Genomic DNA, 21,936 nt, shown 5'->3' with positions numbered 1-21,936 from the left:
GTGGCGCGCTATGTGCTGCGGCACGGCGCTTCATCGAAGGATTCTCCTAGAGCCGACTAGGATCGAGCGAGCACGAGGAAGCGGGAGCACGGTGGCTGACAGCACGGCGAAGACCAGATCGGGGAAGGCCTCGAAGTCCGAGGTCCCCATCGGGCCTACCGGGCGTCCGTACCAGGGCTTCCCGACGCCGCCGAAGCTGAACGGGCACGGTCCCGCCCGCATCATCGCCCTGTGCAACCAGAAGGGCGGCGTCGGCAAGACGACCACCTCGATCAACCTCGCAGCCGCGCTCGCAAGCTACGGACGCCGCGTGCTCGCGGTCGACTTCGACCCGCAGGGCGCGCTGTCGGCCGGCCTCGGCATCCAGACGCACGAGATCCCGACGATCTACGATCTGCTGCTGGACGGCAAGCGCGACCCGCAGGACGTCATCGTGCAGACGCGCGTCGAGAACCTCGACGTCCTCCCCGCCAACATCGACCTGTCGGCGGCCGAGGTGCACCTCGTCAACGAGGTCGCGCGCGAGCAGACGCTCTCGCGCGTGCTGCGCAAGGTGGCCGGCGAGTACGACGCGATCCTCATCGACTGCCAGCCGTCCCTCGGCCTGCTCACGGTGAACGCGCTGACCGCGAGCCACGGCGTCATCATCCCGCTGGAGTGCGAGTTCTTCGCCCTCCGCGGTGTCGCGATGCTCATCGAGACGATCGACAAGGTGCGCGACCGTCTCAACCCGACCATCCGCCTCGACGGCGTCCTGGCCACCATGTACGACGCCCGCACGCTGCACTCGCGCGAGGTGCTCGAGCGCGTGGTGGACGCGTTCGGCGACGACGTGCTCGAGACCGTCATCGGCCGCACCGTCAAGTTCCCGGACGCCTCGGTGTCGGGCATGCCGATCACCGAGTTCGCGCCCGAGCACGCCGCGGCGCAGGCCTACCTGCGACTGGCGCGGGAGCTGGTCGCCCGTGGTGCCGTCGCCTGACGCTCCGACAGGCTCAGCGCCCGCGGGCGAAGGCCCGGCGGCCGCCGGCGACGGGTTCCGCGTCGCCCTGTCGAACTTCGACGGTCCGTTCGACCTCCTGCTCAGCCTCATCTCCAAGCACGAGCTCGACATCACCGAGGTGTCGCTGTCGCTCGTGACCAACGAGTTCATCGCCTACCTGCGCGAGCTCGGACCCGAGGAGGAGCTCGAGGAGGCGTCGGAGTTCCTCGTGGTGGCAGCGACCCTGCTCGACATGAAGGTCGCGGGGCTCCTGCCGCAGGGGGAGCTCGTGGACGCCGAGTCCGTCGCGCTCCTCGAGGCACGCGACCTGCTGTTCGCGCGCCTGCTGCAGTACCGCGCGTTCAAGGAGGTCTCGGCCTGGTTCGAGCGGTGCCTGCGTCGCGAGAGCGGGCGTCACACCCGGTCGGTGCGGCTGGACGAGAAGTACCGGCAGGCGGTGCCCGAGCTGGTGTGGTCGCTCAGTGCCGACGACTTCGCGGCGCTCGCCATGCTCGCCATGACGCCGAAGGAGATCCCGCGGGTCGGCCTCGACCACCTGCATGCGCCGCTGGTGAGCATCCGCGAGCAGGCGGCCATCGTGGTGACGCTGCTGCGGGATGCCGGCTCGCTGAGCTTCCGCGAGCTGATCGCCGGCGTCTCGCAGACGGGAGTCGTGGTGGCGCGCTTCCTCTCGGTGCTCGAGCTCTACCGCCACGCCGCCCTGTCCTTCGAACAGCTCGAGCCGCTCGGCGAGCTGACGCTCCGCTGGAGCGCGCAGCGCTGGAGCGACGAGAATCTCGCCACCCTGGGAGCCGACTATGACCACTGACACGACGCCCGACCCGCCCGTGGTGGACGCCTCCGACGTCGCGCGGCGCCTCGAGGCGATCCTCCTGATCGTCGAGGAACCGCAGAGCCTCGTGAGCCTGGCGGCCGCCGTCGGCGCGCCGGTGCCCGCCGTCCGCCAGGCGATCGCGGCGCTCGTCGACGACTACGACGGGCGCAGCGGCGGGCCGGTGCGCGGCTTCGAGCTGCGCGAGGTCGGCGGCGGCTGGCGCCTGTACGTGCGCGAGGAGCTCGACGACCTGGTGAGCGAGTTCGTGGGCGGACAGGCACCGTCGCGACTGTCGCAGGCCGCGCTGGAGACCCTCGCCGTCATCGCCTACAAGCAGCCGGTGACCCGCAGCCAGGTGGCGTCGATCCGCGCCGTGAACGTGGACTCGGTGGTGCGGACGCTGCTGGCGCGCGGACTGATCACCGAGCTGTTCGCGGATGCCGAGACCGGCGCCATCAACTACGGCACGACGGACGCGCTGCTGGTTCACCTCGGCATCAACTCGCTGGACGAGCTGCCGCACATCTCACCGCTGCTGGACGGCGCGGACGAAGTCGGCGACGGCATGGAAGAGGGGGTGCGTCGATGACGGGCGCGGAAGCGGAGGGCGAGCGCCCTTCGACAGACTCAGGGCAGCGCCCTTCGACAGACTCAGGGCAGCGCCTGCAGAAGGTGCTCGCGAACGCGGGCGTGGCTTCGCGGCGCGTCGCCGAGAACATGATCGTCGAGGGCCGGGTGCGCGTGAACGGCCGGGTCGTCACCGAGCTGGGCTCGCGCGTGGACCCCGAGAACGACCTCGTCGACGTCGACGGCACGGCCGTGCAGCTGGATCAGTCCAAGCGCTACGTCATGCTCAACAAGCCGACGGGCGTCGTCAGCTCGATGAAGGACGACCGCGGTCGCCCCGACCTGCGGCGCTACACCGAGGAGTGGGACGAGCGGCTGTACAACGTGGGGCGATTGGATGCCGACACCAGCGGCCTCCTCGTGCTCACCAACGACGGCGAGCTCGCGCACGTCCTCGCCCACCCGTCGTTCGGCGTCACCAAGGTCTACATCGCCAAGGTCGAAGGCACCGTGACGGCCCAGACGATCCAGCGGCTGGTGCGCGGGGTCGAGCTCGAGGACGGCCCGATCGCCGCAGACAAGGCGCGGCTCCTGTCCACGTCGGCGGAGGGCGGCGGATCGCTGGTCGAGCTGACGCTGCACTCGGGCCGCAACCGCATCGTGCGGCGCATGATGGCCGAGGTGGGGCATCCGGTCGTCGAACTCGTCAGGCGCCAGTTCGGCCCGCTCCACCTGGGAACCCTGCCAGCCGGGCGCACCCGCGAGTTGACTAAAGTGGAGCGCGGCGCTCTGCTGACCCTCGCGCGCCGGGCCGCCCCACAGGAGGACTAAGTGACCGAGACCCTCCTCGCTGCGCGCGTGCAGGGAACGGTGCGGATCGTCGGCGCCGGCCTGCTCGGCGCCAGCATCGGACACGCCCTCCGGGCGCGCGGCGTCGACGTCGCGCTCGACGACACGTCCCCGTCCCAGCTGCGCCTCGCCATCGACTACGGCGCCGGCCGCGCCGCGGACGATCGCGACGAGCCGGTCCTGGTCGTCGTGGCGGTGCCGCCGGATGTGACCGCCCACGTCATCGAGCGCGAGCTGGCCCGCTTCCCGCGGGCGGTGGTGACGGATGTCGCGAGCGTCAAGCTCGAGCCGCTGCGCGAGCTGCGTGAGCGCGGCGTCGATCTGACCCATTACATCGGCTCCCATCCGCTCGCCGGACGCGAGCGCGGGGGAGCGATCTCGGCGCGCGCCGACATCTTCGTCGGGCGCCCGTGGGTGGTCTGCCGCGACGAGGAGACGTCGTCGTCCGACCTCGCGCTGGTCGAGGGGCTCGCGCTCGACCTCGGTGCGACGCCCATCGAGATGACCCCTGAAGACCACGACCGCGCTGTCGCCCTGGTCTCGCACGTGCCGCAGCTCGTCGCGAGCCTGCTCGCGGGACGCTTCGTCGACGCCCCCGACGGGTCGCTGCGCCTGGCCGGCCAGGGCGTGCGCGACACGACGCGGATCGCGGCATCCGCCCCCGAGCTGTGGGTGCAGATCCTCGGCGCCAACGCGGAGCCGGTCGTCGACGTGCTCGATCAGCTCGCGACCGACCTGTCGGCGGTCGCGGACGCGCTGCGCCGGCCGGACGCCCCCGGCGCCCGGCGTGCTGTCGCCGACACCATCCGGCGCGGCAACGACGGCGTCGAGCGGCTCCCGGGCAAGCACGGCCAGAACCGCCGCTTCGAGCAGGTCGTGGTGATGGTAGACGACACTCCCGGTCAGCTCGGACGGCTCTTCGGCGAGCTGGGAGAGCTCGGCGTGAACGTGGAAGACCTGCGCCTGGAGCACTCGCCCGGCGCCCAGTTCGGCCTCGCCGAGATCAGCGTCGTCCCCAGCGCCGTGCGCCGGGCCGTCGACGGCCTCGAGTCGCGCGGCTGGAAGATTGCGAGCACCACCAATGACTGAGTCCCTGACCCGGCCGCCGGCAGACACGCCGGCCCCGACGGTCGTCGCGATCGACGGCCCCGCCGGCAGCGGCAAGTCCAGCGTCTCGAAGCAGGTCGCGCGCCGTCTCGGCTTCGGCTACCTCGACACCGGCGCGGCCTACCGCGCCCTGGCGTGGCACGCCCTCGAGCGCGGCTTCGACACCTCGGATGCGGCATCCGTCCTCGATGCGACAGGCGACTTCGACTACGCCATCTCGCTCGACCCCGACGCGTACTGGGTGCGCGTGGGCGAGGCGGACGTGACCGACGCCATCCGTGAGCCCCGCGTGACCGACGCCGTGAGCGGCGTGGCCCGGGTGCCGGCGGTGCGCGAGTCGGTGAATGCGCTGTTCCGCTCGCTCGTCGCGCGCTCGGGGCGCCCGGGCGTCGTGGTCGAGGGTCGCGACATCACGACCGTCGTCGCCCCCGATGCCCCGGTGCGCATCCTCCTCACGGCGGCGCCGGAGGTGCGCGCCGCGCGGCGCAGCGCCGAACTGACGACGCACGACGCCGCGGCGGTCGCCGCGGCGCTCCACCAGCGCGACGCGAAGGACTCGGCCGTGGTCGACTTCCTCACCGCCGCGCCGGGCGTCGAGGTCGTCGACTCGACCGACCTCGACTTCGATCAGACCGTGGACGCCGTGCTGGCCGTCATCCGCGCGGTCGACTCCGCCGCAGGCGAGACGCCGTCGGCGTCCTCGCGCGGCACCACGACTCACACCCGGACGGGAGCCTGAGATGGCCGCTGACACCACCCCCGACTTCGACGAGTTCGAGGCCGGCGAGGACCACCTCGCCGAGAACCTCGCCGAGCTCGACGACGACCTCGCCGAACAGCGCGCGGCCGCCCTGCGCGCCGGCCTCGAGGACTACGCCCTCGACGCCGAGGACGCGGCCCTGCTGGAGGGGCTCGTCCGCGGCGAGGACGGCGTCGAGTTCCTGCCGGCGCTGCCGGTCGTGGCGATCGTCGGCCGACCGAACGTGGGCAAGTCGGCCCTCGTCAACCGCATCCTGGGCCGTCGCGAAGCCGTGGTCGAGGACACGCCCGGGGTCACGCGCGACCGGGTGACGTACAAGGCCGAGTGGATGGACCGCCGCTTCACCCTCGTCGACACCGGCGGCTGGGAGCCCGACGCCCGCGGGATCGACCGCTCGGTCGCCGCGCAGGCGGAGGTCGCCATCGACCTGTCGGACGTCGTGCTGTTCGTCGTCGACGCGATGGTCGGCGCCACCTCCACGGACGAGCACGTCGTGCGACTGCTGCGCAAGGCGAACAAGCCCGTCTTCCTCGTCGCCAACAAGGTGGACGACGCCCGTCAGGAGCCCGAGGCCGCCGCGCTGTGGAACCTGGGCCTGGGCGAGCCCCACCCCGTCTCGGCGATCCACGGCCGCGGCGTCGCCGACCTCCTCGACGAGGTCGTCAAGGTGATGCCGGACGTGTCGGCGGTGGCGAAGGCCGAGATCGGCGGCCCGCGTCGCGTCGCCATCCTGGGCCGCCCCAACGTCGGCAAGTCGTCACTGCTCAACAAGGCCGCCGGCGAGGAGCGCGTCGTCGTGAACGAGCTCGCCGGCACGACGCGCGACCCCGTCGACGAGATCGTCGAGCTCGGCGGCAGGCTGTGGCGCTTCGTCGACACCGCCGGCATCCGCCGCCGCGTGCACCTTCAGCAGGGCGCCGACTTCTACGCGTCGCTGCGCACGTCGGCCGCGCTCGAGAAGGCCGAGGTCGCGATCGTCGTGATCGACGTGACGCAGCCGGTGAGCGTGCAGGATCTCAACATCATCGACCTCGTGCTGGAGTCGGGGCGCGCGCTGGTGATCGCCTACAACAAGTGGGACCGCCTCAACGACGACGACATGGACGGCCAGGACCGTCGCCGCTACCTCGAGCGCGAGATCGAGCAGGACCTGGCGCATGTCACGTGGGCGCCGCGCGTCAACATCTCCGCGCGCACCGGACGCCACCTCGACAAGCTCGTGCCGGCCCTGGAGACGGCGCTGGAGTCGTGGGATCAGCGCATCCCCACCGGCAAGTTCAACGCCTTCCTCACCGAGCTCATCGCCGAGCACCCGCACCCGGTGCGCGGCGGAAAGCAGCCGCGGATCCTCTTCGGCACGCAGGCGTCGACGCGTCCGCCCACCTTCGTGCTGTTCACGACCGGCTTCCTCGACCCGGGCTACCGCCGCTTCATCCAGCGGCGCCTGCGCGAGCTGTACGGCTTCGAGGGGACGCCGATCGTGATCAACATGCGGGTGCGGGAGCGCCGCCAGCGCTGACCGGACTCAGGTTCCCTGGCGGGCCGGGCGCACCATCGCGGTCACGTCCGGCTCGTGGAACCCGAACTGACGGTAGAGGCCGTGGGCGTCGCCGGTGAACAGCGTCCAGCGCATGTCGGCACCGGGTCCGTCGTCGATCATCAGGCGCAGCAGGCGCTTGCCGAGGCTCTGCCCGCGGTGATCGTCGAGCACGAAGACGTCGGCGAGATAGGCGAATCCGATGCCGTCGGACACCGCGCGGGCGAATGCGACCTGCTCCCCGGTGTCGCGCCGGTAGGCGCCCACGACCCGCCAGGCGCCGTCGATCTGCGTCTCGAGCTGGTCCCGTGTGCGCCAGCGCCCCCAGTACGCCCGGGTCGACAGGAAGTCCCACACCACGTCGCGCTGGATCCGGGCGGGGTCGTCGTCGAGGTCGTAGTCCACGGGGTCCATTGTGGCGAGCCGTCGCGGGACGGCAGGCGGGCCGCCCGAGACCCTGTGGCCCGGTGGTGTGACAGGCTGGCAGGGTGACGATCGAGCCGCCCGCCCCCGGTGAGCCGCGGCGTCCGCACGGGCCTCGCGACGCCGGTGACGCCTGGGTGGTCGCGCCGACGGGGGAGCGGTACTGGGGCCGGTTCGGGGCCGCCGGGCTCCTCGCCGTCGATCCCGGACGCGGCGTGCTGCTGCAGCATCGCGTCTCGTGGAGCCACTTCGGCGACACCTGGGCGCTGCCCGGCGGGGCGCGGCACGAGGGCGAGACCGCCTGCGACGGCGCCCTGCGCGAGTCGGCCGAAGAGGCGGGCGTGCCGGATGCCGCGGTGCGGCCGCGCGTGCTGAGCGTGCTCGATCTCGGCTACTGGACCTATACGACGGTCGTCGGGGATGTCATCGTGCCCTTCGAGCCCGTCATCAGCGACCCCGAGAGCCGCGAGCTCGCGTGGGTCCCGGTCGACGAGGTCACCCGGTACCCGCTGCACCCCGGGTTCGCCGAATCCTGGGGACGGCTGCGGCAGCTGCTCGACGTGCGCCCGGCGGTGGTCGTCGACATCGCGAACGTCATGGGGTCGGTGCCCGACGGGTGGTGGCGCGACCGATCCGGCGCCGCCGGTCGCTTGCTCGCGCGTCTCGCCGAGCTGGCGGCGCGGGGCGTCGCGGCATCCGCCCTCGACCTCCCCGAGCACACCTGGTATCCGGAGTGGACGGCCGTCGTCGAGGGTCAGGCTCGCAGTGCCGCCGGCGCTGCGGGTGTCGAGGTCGTCCGAGCCGAGGCATCCGGCGACGACGCGATCCTCGCCGCCGCCGAGCGCGCCGTCGCCGCGGGGCGCACGGTGACCGTCGTCACGAGCGATCGCGGCCTGGCGGAGCGGGTGACGGATGCCGGAGCCGCCGTCCGCGGCGCCCGCTGGGTGCTGGAGCTGCTCGACGCCTGACGGGGCCGTGGGTTCACTGGCCCTGCCGGGCGGAGGGCCTGCCGACGCGGCGCGCCTTGTGGGGCCGTCTCGGCGGCGGTACGTTTCGCGCAGGATCCGAGGGGAGCCGGCGCCGACCCGAGGCCGGCACGGGACCGACGGGGGAGCGACATGATCATCTCCAGCGACCTGGACGCCGGCCGAACGGCCGCGGCGGACCGGCGCTGGGCGGACGCGCTCGAGCTGCTCGCCCGCGTCGATGCGCGCGCCGGGCTCGCGGCATCCGATCTGGAGGTCCTCGCGACGGCCGCCCTGCTCCGCGGTGAGCCGCGCGCCTCCCTCGACGCGCTGTCGCGGGCCTACTCGGCGCACCTCGGCGTGCAGGACACCGCGGGCGCGGCGCGCTCGGCAGGCTGGCTGGCGCTGAACTTCATCGAGCAGGGCGACTTCACGAACAGCGTGCTGTGGGCCGCCCGGGCGATGCGGATCGTGCACGCGATGGCCGAGCCCGGCGCGCTGGCGGGCTTCGTGCGGCTGGCGCCGGCCGTCGGGCAGCTCGGCAGCGGGAACGCCGCCGAGGCGATCCATTCGTTCGAGGAGATCCTCGACGTCGCCGAGCGGGAGGGCGATCGCGAGGTCGCCGCGATCACGAGACTCGGCCTCGGCAAATCGCTGATCGAGGACGGGTCTCCGGCCGACGGCTTCGCCTGCCTCGACCAGGCGATGGCCGCCGTCGCGGCCGGCGACGTCCCGCCCCTGCCGAGCGGCGTGATCGCCTGCGCCTCGATCTCGGACGCCCTGCTGGCCTTCGACCTGGAGCGTGCGGACGCGTGGACGGCCGTGCTCAAGCGGTGGTGCGGCGAGCAGCCGCAGCTGATCGCCTTCAGCGGGCAGTGCCACGCGCTGGAGGCGGCGCTCCTGCTCGTCCGGGGTGCGTGGGCCGAGGCGTCGACGGCCGTCGATCTCGCCCTCTCGCGCTTCCGGGCGGGGGACTACCGGGCGATCTGGGGCGCGCCCTACCAGCTGGGAGAGCTCGCACGGCTGCGCGGAGCGTTCCACTCCGCCGAGGAGTCGTACCGCCGCGCGGCCGAGTCCGGGTGGGAGGCGCAGCCCGGCCTCTCGCTCCTCCACCTCGCGCTGGGGCGCACGGCGCGGGCGCAGGAGGAGATCCGCCGGAGCGCGGCCGGCGCCGACCCGGTCACCCGTCGGTTCCTGCTGCCCGCGCTCATCGAGATCGAGGTCGCGGCGGGCGATCCCGTGGCCGCGCGTCGCGCGCTGGAGGAGTTTCGCGGCGCGAGCCTCGACACGGCCAGCCCGATGCGCGACGCCGCCGTCGCCACGGCGGACGCAAGGGTGCTGCTCGCGGAGGGACGCGCGGCGGACGCGCTCGAGGCGGCGCGAGTCGCCGCGCACGCGTGGGATGCGGTGGGGGCGCGGTACGAGGCCGCCCGCAGCCGGGTGCTGGCGGGGCTCGCCCTCCGCTCGCTCGGCCACCCCGAGGACGCGAGGGCGGACGTCGAGGCCGCGCGCGCGGTGTTCCTCGACCTCGGCGCGGAGCCCGCCCTCGCCGACCTCGCCGCGCTGACGGGCGATCGGCGCGTCGGCGCCCTCACCCCGCGCGAGCTCGAGGTGCTGCGGCTCGTGTCGACGGGTCTCACGAACCGCGGGATCGGCGCGAGGCTGTCGCTGAGCGAGAAGACGGTCGCCCGGCACGTGGCCAACATCTTCGGCAAGCTCGGCATCTCGAGCCGGGCTGCGGCGACCGCGTACGCGTACGAGAACGGGCTGGTCTGACCAATCGCCCGCCGGGCAGCCGGGCCTACACACAATGACCCATTCGCGGCGCCCGCCCAAGATGGGCTCTTCGCCCGACGCGGTGCGCGGCGCCCTGCACCTACCGTGGCGATATGGACATCCCGCTGATCGCAGGCACGGTGGCGACCGTCGTCTTCGCGATCAGCAACCTGCCCATGCTCACCAAGGCGCTGCGCACCCGCGACGTCTCGTCGTACAGCCTCGTGAGCCTCGGGATGATCAATGCGGCCAATGCGGTCTACTCGCTCTACGTGTTCACGCTGCCGGTCGGTCCGATCTGGGCGCTGCACACGTTCTACGTCGTGTCGTGCGCCATCATGCTGGTGCTGTGCGTCGCGCAGCGCCGCGCGGCAACGCGGAGCGAGGTGGGGCACCGCGTGCCGGCGATCACCGTTACGGATGCGCTGGAACAGGTCACTCTCGCCCCCGCAGGCGATCGATCTCCCGACGCTCGCGCTTGGTCGGGCGCCCCGCGCCGCGATCCCGCTGCGCGATGACGGGGGTGGGGTCGCGTGGCGGCGTGCGGTCGTCCATGGCCTCGGCCGCGGGGGCAGCGCCGACCCGCTTGGAGATCGGCTGCTTCACGATCAGGATGCGGTCGAAGCCGCTCACCCGCACGCGGAGCTCGTCGCCCGGCCGCACGGGCTGTGCCGCCTTCGCGCGCTCGCCGTTGACCCGGACATGCCCGGCGCGGCATGCCGTCGTCGCGGCCGAGCGCGTCTTGTAGATGCGCACCGCCCACAGCCAGGCGTCGACGCGGACAGTCTTGGCCGAGGCGGAGGCATCCGTCACGTCGCCACCGCCGCGGTCGTCGCGGCATCGCGCCGCGCCGAGACGCCGACCAGGACGCCCGCCGCGATGAGGCCCTGACCGAGGCAGTACGTCAGCATGACGAGCGGGCTGGTCCAGTCGGGCATGGTATCGGGGAGGAACAGGCGGAAGGCCAGCACGGAGTCCGACGTCAGGAAGAAGACGCTGCCCCACACGATGAGCGGATGGCAGCGGGATGCCGCGACCGCCGTCCCTCCGAGCACCAGTCCGTAGGCGGCGACGGCCACGGCCAGGCCGCCGAGGTGCGGCCACAGGACGGCGAGGAGCAGGACCCACCACGCGCCGTAGACAGCGGCCCACAGCGGGACGCGGCGCACCGCCATCCGGCGCCAGAACAGCCAGATGTAGCAGAGGTGGGCCAGGCCGAAGAAGAGCAGCATCATCGGCACCGTCGGCAGGAACGGCACGAACGTGCCGGCTCCGTCGCCGAGCCACGACAGCGCGAGCGCTGCGATGAGAAGGCTGTGAGAGCTCGTCCAGCCGCGGCCGCGCGCTCCCCACACGACAGCGAGGGCGAGCAGGGGCATGAGCGCGAGCTTCGTCGGCGCCGCGACGCCGTCAGCGCCGGCCGCGAGCGCGATCACGTGGACGATCGACACCACGACGTGGGGCGCGAAGCAGACCCAGAGCCGGTGCATGATCCTCCTCGATACGCAGGGACGCCGTCCATCGTCGCACGCTTGCCAAAGGGTGCTGCCGCATTCTCGCCCTGTGATCGTCAGGCGGCGAGATCGAGCGCGACGAGCGCCAGATACGGCTTGGGGCGTGCGATCTCGCGGAAGCCGGCCTGCTCGAACGTCGACAGGACGCCGTGGTAGAGGTCGTTGACGGGGATCTTCTTACCGGCATCGGGATCCATGGGGTACGCCTCGATGACGCGCGCGCCGCCCGCCCGGGCGAAATCGACCGCCGCGTCGAGCAGCCGCGCGTTCAGTCCCTGCCGGCGGAACTCCTTGCGGACGACGAAGCAGCTCACGGCCCACACCGAGTCGTCGTCCCACGGCTCCTCGGAGTGCGCGGTGAAGTTCATAGTGCGTCCGAGACGGATCTGCCGCGTCCGCGGCCCGACCCGCACCCAGCCCGCCGCCTCGCCGTCGACGTACGCGATCAGCGCGGGCGGGGGCGCTACCTGCATCTCGTCGCGGAGCATCGCCTGGCGCTGCTCGATCGGCGTTCTCTGGAACTCCGCGTTGGTGATTGTCCACCACTGGCACTGGCAGCTGCGGCCGTCGCCTCCGCCGGTGAGGGCGTGCTGCGCGTCGTCGAAGCGGTCCGCGGTGGCCGGCGCGATCGTGATGTTCGCCATGCCGCGAAACTAACGCCGCCCGCCGACACCGGCAAGCGGACGACGGATGCCACGCCCGGGCGCACGCCGGTTCGCGACGCCTCCGCGGAGCGGGTAGGATGGGGGAGTTGTCCGCGCGAGAGCGGGGGCATCGGGATGTGGCGCAGCTTGGTAGCGCACTTGACTGGGGGTCAAGGGGTCGCAGGTTCAAATCCTGTCATCCCGACCGGAAAGTCCCGGGAACCTAAGGGTTCCCGGGACTTCTTAGTTGGTGAAACTTGACCACGTCATCGCAATGCCATCTTATTGACCGCTTCAGCGCCGTATCTCGACGCAGCCGCTCGAGTGGCTCGACTTCCTTCCGGTTGCTTCCGAACGGTGGGGCGACGTCCTACGCACCTCGCCATTCACACGCCGCGTGACCTCGCCCGAGTCGAAGATGAACTCAACCGCCGCCCCGACTCACGCTCGGCGATCGGACTCCAGCGGAAAAGTTCCGGCCTCGGTGGAGATCAAGAACAAGGCTGAACGCTGCACGGTCGCCGCTCACACAGCGGCGATCCGCGGAACGGTGTTGACCAGCTGCGGCCCGGCTGAAAGCTTCTCGCGGGTGGGTACGCTGATCTTCTCCTAGGTGGTTCTGTGTCGAGCTCTGCTCCACGGAAGTCCGAGCGCATGTGCTGTGCGCGATCCACCACCTGATCACGACCCGCGTGCGCATTCGCGTGAGCCATTCGCCGTGTCCGCCACCGACCTTTCGAGGCGAGTGGACTCATGAACCAGCGTGAGTCGGGAAATCGAGACCTACATGTTCCCATCTCAGTTGTCCCTGCACTCCGTGACGAAGCGTTTCGCCGACCGGGTCGTACTCGATCGCATCGACATGTCCATCCGCTCCGGCGAGCGTGTCGGCATCATCGGCGACAACGGTGCCGGCAAGTCCACGCTGCTCCGACTGATCGCAGGTGAGCTGCAGCCGGATTCCGGCGAACTGACCATCGCCGCGCCCGGCGGCATAAGTGTGCTCCCTCAGTCGCTCGATCTGCCCGAGCACGCGACCGCGCGCGACGCGATCGATACCTGCTGGCGAGAGCTACGAGCGCTCGAGCGGGCCATCGAGACCGCGGCGGCAGCGCTGATCGCGACCACCGATGCCGCGCTCGAAGTCGCTCTCACGCGGTACGCCGCGCTCGTCGACCGGTACGAGGCACGGGACGGGTACGCGGCGTCCGCGCGGTTGGATCTCGCGCTGCACGCGCTCGGCGTGGCCGGCATCGAACACGACCGTCCGTGGGCGTCGCTGTCGGGAGGCGAACGATCACGCGTTGCGCTCGCGGCGACGATCGCGGGCAACGCAGAACTGCTGCTGCTCGACGAGCCGACGAACGACCTCGACGACGATGCCTGGGACTGGCTGCTCGCCACCCTGCGTGCACATCGGGGCACGGTCATCGCGGTCACGCACGACCGCGCGTTCCTCGAGGAGTACACCGATGTGATCCTGACGGTCCGCGACGGCACAGTCGCTCGCTCTGGCGACGGGTATCGCGGCTACCTCGTCGCACGGGCAACGGCGCGCGAACGTCACCGCCTCGCGCACGAGACGTGGAAGGAGGAGGTCGCACGGCACGGCGCGCTGGTGGCGGCGAACGCCGGGCGTCTCGACGCGATCCCACGCAAGCTCGACAAGGCCGGCATGGGCGCGGGAGCATTCCGGGCCCGCGGGCGCGATCACGGCGCAATGGGCCGTATCCGCAATGCCAAAGAACGGCTCGTCCGCCTTGCCGAGCAGCCGGTCCTAGCCCCACCGGAACCGCTCGTCTTCGCGCCGCGGTTGTCGCGGAAGGCAATGGAAGCCGTACCGGATGTCCCGCGCAACGCGTCGGCGGTGCTGGATCCAACATCCATGCCGATCCTCGAGCTCGAGGATGTTCGTGTGGCTGCAACCGCCGTGGGCGCCCTGCGGCTGGGTGCGGGCGATCGCGTGCTGGTCACCGGGCCGAACGGCGTGGGCAAGACCACCCTGCTGCGGGTGATCTCCGGCGAGCTGGCTCCGACTCGAGGCGCGGTGCGGGTGGGCGGCCGGGTGGGGTACTTCCGCCAGCACTCAACGATCGTGGCGAGCCCGCGAAGCGTGCGCGAAGCGTTCGCTCGCGGCATCCGTGAAGACGTCGACACCGCACAAGAGCGAATCCTGCGCCTCGGACTCTTCCGTCCGGAGGACTTGGCGCTACCGGTCGCCGCGCTGTCGTACGGCCAGCGGAGGCGACTCGAGCTTGCGCTGCTCGTGAGCGGATCGCATGACCTGCTGCTGCTCGACGAGCCGACGAACCACCTTGACCCGGAACTGGTCGACGAACTGGAGTCCGCGCTCGACTCCTATGACGGCGCAATCGTGCTGGTCACGCATGATCGCATGCTGCGTCGCAGGTTCAGGGGCGCCCGGCTCGACCTTGAGGTCGCTGCGTAGGCCCTGCAAAGCGTATCGTCGCTGAAGTCGCACTGGGACAGATGGTGGATCGCCGGCGCCGGCCCGTCCTTGTCGATCATGTTGAGCACGGTGGTGGCCGCTTCGCCCTGGAGAAAGACCACACTCATCCAGCGCTTCTCGATCGGTGGTGCATCCGACGAGTCCGTCGGTCGGGATGTCAGGGCAGTGGTCATGCGGGGTCGCAGGTCCGAATCCTGCATCCCGACAGGAAAAAGGGATCGGCATCAGCGGGTCCCTGTTCCGTTCTCGGATCCGACGATTCCCACGACACATGCGTGGGGATACAATCGCGGAACGGGAGCGGCTCCAGGGGGGTGGCCGCTCGGGGAATCATCCGGGGTGTCTTCATGGGGGAAGCGGATCACCGCTGTTCGGCGTCGCCTGAGAAGGCGACTGCCACGTGACCGACAGGAGTCTGACGGCCGCAGGGTGCGCGGTCGGCATCGCCGTCACTGCGCTCGTGCTGTGGAGCCCGATCGTCTCATTCGGCTACAGGAATCCGTCGCTGCATCTGGTGCTCGACACCGTCGACGCCTGCGTCGCCCTCCTCGTGGCGTACCTGGTCTACGGGAGGTACAGCCGCGCGGGGCGGCTGCAGGATCTGCTCCTGTGCGTGGGGCTCGTTCTCCTCGCGGTGGCCGGCCTCGGGCTGACCGCGGTGGCGGGCGCGCTCCTCACCGAGCCCACCGGCCGGTTCGAGGTGTGGCTGCCGATCGGCGTCCGCGTGCTCGGCGGGCTGCTGATCGTCGCGGCGGCGCTCGTCCGTCACAGGTCTGCCCGACAGCTGGTGCCCCACCGACCGGCGACGACTGTGTTCGGCGCGGTCGCCTTCGCGGTCGTGCTGTGCGCGCTCGCCCTGTGGTCGGTGCGGCTGGAGCTGCCGCTCGCGCTCGACCCCGCGTACATCCCGACGTCCACCGACCCGCCGTTCGCCGGAGCGCACCCGCTTCTGATCGCGGGCCAGGCCGTCGCGGCGGCATCCTTCTTCATCGCGTCCGCGTCCTTCACCGTTCAGGCGACCGAGCGGGACGACGAGCTGCTCCGGTGGCTCGGTCCGGCCTGCGCCCTCGGCGGGTTCGCGCGACTCAACTACGCGCTGTTCCCTTCGCTCTACACCGACTGGCTCTACACGGGCGACTTCCTGCGCACAGGGTGCTACCTGCTGCTGCTCATCGGCGCGATGCGCGAGATGAAGTCCTACTGGACCGCTCAGGCGCGGGCCGCCGTGCTCGACGATCGTCGTCGCCTCGCACGCGAGCTGCACGACGGCGTCGTACAGGAGCTCGGCTACATCCGCGCCGAGAGCCATGCGCTGCCGACGGGCTCGCCGAACGCGCTCCGCATCATCGCGGCGTGCGACAGAGGGCTCGACGAGGCGCGCTCGGCGGTCAACGCGCTGGGCCGCACCGTCGAGGAGGAGCCCTTCGGCTTCACGCTCCACCGCGCGGTGCGCGAGCTCTCCGAGCGCTATCGGGTCAACCTCGAGGTCGACGTCGACGACTCGATCACGGCCGATTCAGACCAGCGTCATGCGCTCATGCGGATCGCTCGCGAGGCGGTGTCGAACGCCGTCCGCCACGGCAAGGCCGAGCGGATCTGGGTGAGGCTGAGCCGCGACGGCGGCGCGCGGCGGCTGACGGTCGAGGACGACGGGACCGGGTTCGACGTCGACGCGACGATCGCGGCCGGCTCGGGCTACGGCCTCATCAGCATGCGCGACCGGGCCCAGGGGCTGCCCGGCGTGCTGAGCATGGAATCGCATCGGGGCAAGGGGAGCGTGGTGACGGTCGCATGGTAGGGGAACGTCCGATCGAGGTGGTGCTGGCCGACGATCACGCGCGCGTCCGCGCCCAGGTGCGCGCCGCGCTCGAGGCCGGCGGCTGCGTCGTCGCCGCAGAGGGCGCCAGCGCCGAGGAGGCGGTGGAGCTCGCCCTCGCACACCGGCCCGACGTCGTGCTGCTGGACATCCACATGCCCGGCAACGGGATCACCGCCGCCCAGCAGATCAGCCGTCAGCTCCCGGGTGCCGCGATCGTCATGTTGACCCAGTCCGCCGACGACGATGACCTCTTCGACTCGCTCCGGGCGGGGGCATCCGGCTATCTGCTCAAGAGCGCCGACCCCGTGTCGCTTCCCGACGCCCTGCGCGGTGTACTCGCGGGCGAGGCGGCCATGCCGGCCGCTCTGGTGACGCGCATCCTGAACGAGTTCCGTCGGCCCACACGACGCCCGTTCGCGCGTTCGTCGGCGGTTTCGAAGCTGAGTCCACGCGAGAGGGAGGTCATGGAGCTGCTCGCGCAGGGGCTCTCGACCGAGGAGGCCGGGAAGCAGCTGTTCCTCTCGCCCACGACGATCCGCGTGCACGTGTCGACGGTGCTGCGCAAGCTGCAGGTGAAGGATCGCGCCAGTGCGTTCAAGCTGCTGAACGAGGGATAGCGCCGACTTCCGCGAGCTGGATGAGGGATGCCCCGAGCTCGGCGGCTTCTGCGAGCGAGTACTCGCGCGTGCCGACGATCACGTACGGTCCGTCGGCCTCGTCGGTTCGCGGGTCGACCGACATGCACAGGCGGGCGATCACGTCGTCTGCCAGGACGAGCGGCTCGCTGACGTGGAGCCAGTCGTCCTCGCCCGCGGCGGCGCCGTGACGGGTGCGGCACCACGCCGGGCAGGTGCGTTCCCCGACCGAGGCGGCCCGGTCGACGTCCATCTCGTCCGGAGTCATGAGTGCTCCTTGTCGGGTCGCCGTGAGCCACGAGGGCGGGGCTCCTCGTCCCCAAGCGAGGAGCCCCGCAGACCTCCTCCGTCCCCACGAGGAGGAGGTCCGGTCTTCGGTCCGCGCGTCAGCGCAAACCGATGTTGACGTAGTACGTCTGCCCGTCGTCGAGCTTCAGACCGATGCGCCAGTAGTTGCCGCCTCCGTTGCCCGTCTTCCAGTTGTAGATGTACTGCTGCGCGGTGGCGTCGTAGCGGTACGCGGTGCCGCTGTCCGCCGTCGCCGGGTAGCTCGTCTCGTCCACGGGTGCCGACGTCGCACTGCCCTTGACCGGCGTCAGCCAGGCCGGTGCGGTCGCCGACTGCACGACCTTGCCGGCGGCGTCCTTGAGCTGGAACTTCACGGGCACGGTGCTGCCGGCCTTGAAGATGCTCGTCGAGACGCCGACCTGGTGGGCCGTGTCGTTGATCGGCTGCAGGAACCCGTCGAACCGGTAGGTCACCGTGTACGTGCCGGTGAGGATCGTCTGGTTGCCTGCGTTGTCGGTGGCGGTCGCGGTGTAGGAGAACGTGCCCACGCCGTTCGCGGTGCCGCCGGTGACCGAGACCACGCACGACGCGAGGCCGGAGACGTTGTCGGTCGCCGTGCAGGTGGCCGCGGGCGCGGATCCGAGCACGTAGATCCCGCCGGCCACGTTCACGCCTGCTGCCGTGAGCGTCGGCTTCTCCTGATCGATCCGGATGCCTCCCAGCACGGCCGAGGCCGTGTTCCCGGCCTTGTCCGTCACTGCTCCTGCCGGCGTGTTCAGGCCGTTGGAGGTGAGGACCTGGGGATCAGGGCAGGTCGCCACACCCGACAGTGCATCGGCGCAGGTGAAGGTCACGGTGACGGGGCCGGTGTACCAGCCGTTGGCGCCGAGCTGTCCTGCCGTGATCGCGGTGGTGATCGTCGGCGCTGTCTTGTCGAGCTTCACCGTCACGCTGTCGGTGCCGACGTTGCCGGCGGTATCGGTGGCGGTTCCGGTGACGACCTGGCCGGCGGTCTCCTCGGAGACGAGGACGGGTTCGCTCACGCTGCTCACGCCCGAGCCCGCGTCGTCGTCCTTCGCGGTGAAGGAGACGGTCACGTCAGCCATGTTCCACTCGTCGGCGTTCGGCGCCGGCGAGAGGGTGTGCTTCACGGTCGGGGCGATGTTGTCCCACTTGAGCGACACGGTGTTGGGCGACTCGGCGTTTCCGGCGTGGTCGACCGCGTAGTAGCTGACGGTCCCGCTGCCGGTTCCCGTCAGGGGGACCGTGGCCGTCGCGCTCGCACCCGCCGCGCGCTGCGGCGCACCTCCGTTCACCGCGTACCAGATCTCCTTGACCCCGGAGAGGCCGGCCTGGTCGGTGGCGGTCAGGACGACACCGGCGGTGGCGGCCGTGCACCAGCCGTTGACCTTCGTGCACGTGTTGTCGCTGAGGGTCGTCGGGGCGGTGCCGTCGATGTTGATGCCCTCGACGGTGATGCCCGCGGCCTCGTTGCCCGCCTCGTCCCCGGCGCTGCCGCTGGTGGCGCTCTTGTTCGCGCCGTCGCCCGAGACGACCTTGCTCGTGGGGCACTGCGCCACGCCCGACAGGTTGTCGGTGCAGGTGAAGTCGACGATCACCGAGGAGTTGTACCAGCCGGCGGCGTTGGGTGCGGTGGAAGGGTTCCCCTCGATCTCGGGCGCGGTGCGGTCGATCTTGACGCCGGTGACCGAGGCGGGATCGCTCGTGTTGCCGGCCTTGTCGTCGATGGTGACCGGCCCGGCGCCGAGGTCGTCGCCTTCGCCGGTGATGATGCTTGCCGTGGGCTGCGAGGCCGGGTCGATGCCCGACAGTCCGTCATCGCCCTGCCATTGCACCGTCACGTCGTCGCGGTACCAGCCGGCCCCGTTCGCAGCCGGCAACACGCCGGCTAGCGTCGGCTTCGTCTTGTCGATGTTCACCGGACCGACCGTGGTGCTGTTCAGGTTCCCTGCGTTGTCCCGCGCCTGCCCAGCAGCGGTCTGCCCGGCTCCCTCATTCTCAAGGAGGACGTCAGGCGCGCAGCCGGCGATGTCGGACTCGGCGTCGGAGCAGGTGAACTTCACCGTCACGTCGTCGTTGTTCCAGCCGAAGGCGTTGGCCGCAGGGATCGCCTGACCGGTGATGGTCGGGAGCACCGTGTCCACGTTGATCGTGAGGCTCTGCACCACCTCGATGTTGCCGGCGATGTCGACGCTCCAGTACGTGACCTCGTGCGTGCCCGTCGACAGGTTCTCGGTGAACTCCTCGCCGTAGAGCTGCGGGTCACCGCCGTCGATCGTGTAGTAGGTCGCCGCGACACCGGAGTGCTCGTCGGAGGCGTCGAACGCGAACGGGATGCCGCTCGTCACGAACCAGCCGCTCGCCGGCGAGATCGGGTTGATGACCGCCGTCGTAGGAGCGGTCGTGTCGACCTTCACCTCGATCGCCGGCCCGGCCTGCTCGACGTTGCCCGCGGCATCCTTGCTCCAGAACGTGACGGTGTGCTCCCCGTCCGCTGTGATCGAGAACACGCCGGAGTACTCCTGCGCTGCGCCGCCGTCGACGGTGTAGAGGGTGGATGCCACGCCCGAGAGGTTGTCGTTGCCGGTAAGGGTCACCTCCACCGCCGCACTGTGCCAGCCGTCGTCACCCGCATCGGCGAGGGAAGCGGTCGTGACCGGGGCGGTGCGGTCGATCCGGATGCCGGACGCGGTCTCAGTGGCGGTGTTGCCCGCGACATCGATGCAGCTCGCGGTGTCGGACAGGTTCGCACCCTCGCCATCGACCACCCTCGTGCCCGGCGCGTCCCCGACGCCCGATCCGCCTTCGTCGGTGCACGTCCACACCACGGTGACGTCGCCGGCGCTCCATGCCGTGGAGTACTCAGCGGTGAGCACGGGAGCCGTCGTGTCGACGTTGATGCCGGTCACGGTGGTCGAGGCGCTGTTGCCCGCGGCATCCGTCGCCGTCCCCGACGCGGTCTGACCCGCACCGTCGCTCAGCACAGCGGCCGGCGAGAGGCTCGCGATCCCCGACAGGGCGTCTTCCGCCGAGAAGCTGACGGTGACGTCCTCGTTGTACCAGCCGGCGTCGTTCTTCGTTCCTCCGACGGTCGCGGCGATGGTGGGGGCGGTCTTGTCGACGCGGACCGTGGCGGTGTCATTCGCGGAGTTGCCCGCATTGTCGGTCGCGGTGCCCACGACGTTCTGCTCACCCTCGTCCGCGACGATCACGTCGGCGCTGCAGTCGGCGAGCCTCGAACCGCCCTGGTCCTCGCACGTGAACGAAACAGTGACGTCGGTGTTGATCCAGCCGGCGCCGGTATAGGTGTCGGGGTCGAAGACGTGGCCGATGGTGGGCGCCGTCTTGTCGATGTTGACCGTCGCGGTGTGGAAACCCTCCTCATTGCCCGCGGCGTCCACGCTGCGGTAGGTGATCGTGTGCGCGCCCTCGGTGCTGAGCGAGAACGTCGTGCCCTGCTGCACGGCGCCACCGTCGACGGTGTACTCGGTGCGGGCGACGCCCGAGAGGTTGTCACCGGGCGTGAGGACGACCGTGACGGCCCCGTTGACCCAGCCGTTCGAGGCGCCGGAGATGCCTGTGGTCGGCGCGGTCCGGTCGATTTTCACCGCCGGGCTCGTAGCGGTCGTCGACAGTCCGGCGCCGTTGGTGACGGACTGCGTGCTCGTCAGAGCCGTGCCCTCGCCGGTGATCGTCGTGTCGGAGGGCTGCGTCGGGACACCCGACTCGGCGTCGCTGGCGGTCCAGTCGATCACGACGTCGCCCTGGTACCACCCTGCGGGGTTGGGCTGGGTGGTCGGCGAACCGCTCAGGATCGGGGCGCTGGTGTCGCCGGCCGGGGAGGTCGAGGAGGCCGTCGCCGTGTTGCCGGCGGCGTCGGTCGCGGTGCCTGTGACGGTGGTGTTCGGCCCGACGGTCCGCGAATTGGTGGTCGAGCCCTCGGCCAGGCAGGAGGCGACGCCCGACGTCGTGTCGGAGCAGGTGAAGGTGATGGTCGTCGTGCCGTCGGCGTTCTTCACCTGCGACGCGGTGATGGTGGGGGCCGCCTTGTCGACGCGGACCGTGACGGAGCCGGTGTCGGTGTTGCCGAGCTGGTCCGTGGCGCTGGAGCTTCGGGAGATGGTGCCGTCGGTCGTGACCTCATCCGTGGCGGGGGTCGGACCGCTCTTGACACCCGCGCCCGCGTCCGTGGCGGTCCAGCTGACCGTCGCGTTCGTGTTATTCCAGCCGGCCGCGTTGGGAGTCGGTGCGACGGTTGCGCTCAGGATCGGCGCGGTGTTGTCGACCGTGTACGAGGCGGGAAGGGTCTGGCCCTGCCCACCGCAGTTTGTCCCGTTGTTGTTGGTCACGACCTTGTCAGATGCGCCCGCGGTGACGCCGCGCAGCCCGTCGCCGGCGCTGGCAGTCGTGGTGATCGTCCACGAGCTCCTGCCGGCCGTAGACGTCTGGACAGCGGGGAACGCCCCCTTGACCTCGACACACACGGTGTCAGGGGACGTCGCCAGGGTCAGCGTTACGCTTGCCCCGGTCTTGACGTACAGCATCCCCGAAGCGGAGACGTGTCCGGAATCGCTCGAGAATGTGGCCGCTGTCACGTTCGAGGCTGCGAACGCGGCCGGCGCGCCGAGCCCGGCGATCACGAGGGCCAGCACGGCCGCGATCACCGCCCAGAGGGTCCGGCGCTTCCGCGGCGGCGATGCTGACGCGTCGTTGCGGGCCGCGAGCAGGCGTGACGAATCCATGG

19 protein-coding genes and 1 tRNA gene are annotated in these 21,936 nt (G+C 71.0%); 14 read left to right on the top strand and 6 right to left on the bottom strand.

Annotated features, from left to right (window positions below; all coding sequences use genetic code 11):
- Nucleotides 1–91: 91 nt before the first annotated feature.
- The 7 genes from ACZBH1_RS17440 to der are packed head-to-tail and all read left to right on the top strand — an operon-like array spanning nt 92 to nt 6,619.
- A complete protein-coding gene (locus ACZBH1_RS17440; RefSeq protein ID WP_336397696.1) occupies nt 92–982 on the top strand; it encodes a ParA family protein in 891 nt (296 codons plus the stop codon).
- A complete protein-coding gene (locus tag ACZBH1_RS17435; RefSeq protein ID WP_463647050.1) occupies nt 966–1,811 on the top strand; it encodes a segregation and condensation protein A in 846 nt (281 codons plus the stop codon). The genes ACZBH1_RS17440 and ACZBH1_RS17435 overlap by 17 nt, the downstream gene beginning before the upstream one ends.
- Nucleotides 1,801–2,406 (top strand): SMC-Scp complex subunit ScpB, encoded by a 606-nt coding sequence (scpB, locus tag ACZBH1_RS17430; protein WP_336397697.1) that lies wholly within the window; start codon nt 1,801–1,803, stop codon nt 2,404–2,406. Before ACZBH1_RS17435 ends, scpB begins: the two co-directional genes overlap by 11 nt.
- Nucleotides 2,403–3,215: a pseudouridine synthase gene (locus ACZBH1_RS17425; RefSeq protein WP_463647049.1), complete on the top strand. Its 813-nt coding sequence runs from the start codon at nt 2,403–2,405 to the stop codon at nt 3,213–3,215. Before scpB ends, ACZBH1_RS17425 begins: the two co-directional genes overlap by 4 nt.
- Complete coding sequence (locus tag ACZBH1_RS17420; RefSeq protein ID WP_463647048.1) at nt 3,216–4,322, top strand: prephenate dehydrogenase; 1,107 nt, start codon at nt 3,216–3,218, stop codon at nt 4,320–4,322. It begins immediately after the preceding gene.
- The gene (gene cmk, locus ACZBH1_RS17415; protein WP_378880303.1) at nt 4,315–5,079 is read left to right on the top strand and encodes a (d)CMP kinase; all 765 of its coding nucleotides are present in this window, start codon (nt 4,315–4,317) and stop codon (nt 5,077–5,079) included. Before ACZBH1_RS17420 ends, cmk begins: the two co-directional genes overlap by 8 nt.
- Before the next feature lies 1 nt (nt 5,080).
- A complete protein-coding gene (gene der / locus ACZBH1_RS17410; RefSeq protein WP_336397701.1) occupies nt 5,081–6,619 on the top strand; it encodes a ribosome biogenesis GTPase Der in 1,539 nt (512 codons plus the stop codon).
- 6 nt (nt 6,620–6,625) lie between these two features.
- Here der and ACZBH1_RS17405 read toward each other — a convergent pair whose 3' ends face one another.
- Complete coding sequence (locus ACZBH1_RS17405; RefSeq protein ID WP_336397702.1) at nt 6,626–7,051, bottom strand: GNAT family N-acetyltransferase; 426 nt, start codon at nt 7,049–7,051, stop codon at nt 6,626–6,628.
- A 74-nt stretch (nt 7,052–7,125) separates the two neighbouring features.
- Here ACZBH1_RS17405 and ACZBH1_RS17400 point away from each other — a divergent pair, with 74 nt between their 5' ends.
- From ACZBH1_RS17400 to ACZBH1_RS17390, 3 genes are all read left to right on the top strand, one after another.
- Nucleotides 7,126–8,028: an NUDIX domain-containing protein gene (locus ACZBH1_RS17400; RefSeq protein WP_463647047.1), complete on the top strand. Its 903-nt coding sequence runs from the start codon at nt 7,126–7,128 to the stop codon at nt 8,026–8,028.
- Between the two features lie 150 nt (nt 8,029–8,178).
- Nucleotides 8,179–9,801: a helix-turn-helix transcriptional regulator gene (locus tag ACZBH1_RS17395; protein ID WP_463647046.1), complete on the top strand. Its 1,623-nt coding sequence runs from the start codon at nt 8,179–8,181 to the stop codon at nt 9,799–9,801.
- Between the two features lie 113 nt (nt 9,802–9,914).
- On the top strand, nt 9,915–10,319 hold the full coding sequence (locus ACZBH1_RS17390; RefSeq protein ID WP_194395709.1) for a hypothetical protein: 405 nt from the start codon (nt 9,915–9,917) through the stop codon (nt 10,317–10,319).
- Here ACZBH1_RS17390 and ACZBH1_RS17385 read toward each other — a convergent pair.
- The 3 genes from ACZBH1_RS17385 to ACZBH1_RS17375 form a co-directional block, all read right to left on the bottom strand.
- A complete protein-coding gene (locus ACZBH1_RS17385) occupies nt 10,237–10,614 on the bottom strand; it encodes an RNA-binding S4 domain-containing protein (RefSeq protein WP_452324213.1) in 378 nt (125 codons plus the stop codon). The two genes, ACZBH1_RS17390 and ACZBH1_RS17385, sit on opposite strands and share 83 nt — an antisense overlap.
- Nucleotides 10,611–11,291, bottom strand: a complete 681-nt coding sequence (locus tag ACZBH1_RS17380; protein ID WP_463647045.1) for a lysoplasmalogenase family protein — start codon at nt 11,289–11,291, stop codon at nt 10,611–10,613. Before ACZBH1_RS17380 ends, ACZBH1_RS17385 begins: the two co-directional genes overlap by 4 nt.
- Before the next feature lie 80 nt (nt 11,292–11,371).
- Nucleotides 11,372–11,959, bottom strand: a complete 588-nt coding sequence (locus tag ACZBH1_RS17375) for a GNAT family N-acetyltransferase (protein ID WP_463647044.1) — start codon at nt 11,957–11,959, stop codon at nt 11,372–11,374.
- A gap of 131 nt (nt 11,960–12,090) precedes the next feature.
- On the opposite strand from ACZBH1_RS17375, the gene ACZBH1_RS17370 reads away from it, so the two are divergent.
- From ACZBH1_RS17370 to ACZBH1_RS17355, 4 genes are all read left to right on the top strand, one after another.
- Nucleotides 12,091–12,164 (top strand) — tRNA-Pro (locus ACZBH1_RS17370).
- A 582-nt stretch (nt 12,165–12,746) separates the two neighbouring features.
- On the top strand, nt 12,747–14,408 hold the full coding sequence (gene abc-f, locus ACZBH1_RS17365; RefSeq protein ID WP_463647072.1) for a ribosomal protection-like ABC-F family protein: 1,662 nt from the start codon (nt 12,747–12,749) through the stop codon (nt 14,406–14,408).
- Nucleotides 14,409–14,829: 421 nt separating this feature from the next.
- Entirely contained in the window at nt 14,830–16,227 is a 1,398-nt protein-coding gene (locus tag ACZBH1_RS17360) for a sensor histidine kinase (protein WP_463647043.1), read from the top strand.
- Nucleotides 16,221–16,865 (top strand): response regulator, encoded by a 645-nt coding sequence (locus ACZBH1_RS17355; protein WP_463647042.1) that lies wholly within the window; start codon nt 16,221–16,223, stop codon nt 16,863–16,865. Before ACZBH1_RS17360 ends, ACZBH1_RS17355 begins: the two co-directional genes overlap by 7 nt.
- Here the strand turns inward: ACZBH1_RS17355 and ACZBH1_RS17350 are convergent.
- Both ACZBH1_RS17350 and ACZBH1_RS17345 read right to left on the bottom strand, forming a co-directional pair.
- Nucleotides 16,843–17,151: a DUF6907 domain-containing protein gene (locus ACZBH1_RS17350; RefSeq protein WP_336397722.1), complete on the bottom strand. Its 309-nt coding sequence runs from the start codon at nt 17,149–17,151 to the stop codon at nt 16,843–16,845. The two genes, ACZBH1_RS17355 and ACZBH1_RS17350, sit on opposite strands and share 23 nt — an antisense overlap.
- Before the next feature lie 118 nt (nt 17,152–17,269).
- A complete protein-coding gene (locus ACZBH1_RS17345; RefSeq protein ID WP_463647041.1) occupies nt 17,270–21,934 on the bottom strand; it encodes an OmpL47-type beta-barrel domain-containing protein in 4,665 nt (1,554 codons plus the stop codon).
- Nucleotides 21,935–21,936 lie beyond the last annotated feature (2 nt).

The organism is Microbacterium sp. ZXT2-5, assembly GCF_055329545.1.
The sequence above is the reverse complement of the archived record's forward strand: the minus strand, read 5'-3'. Positions and strand labels throughout refer to the sequence as shown.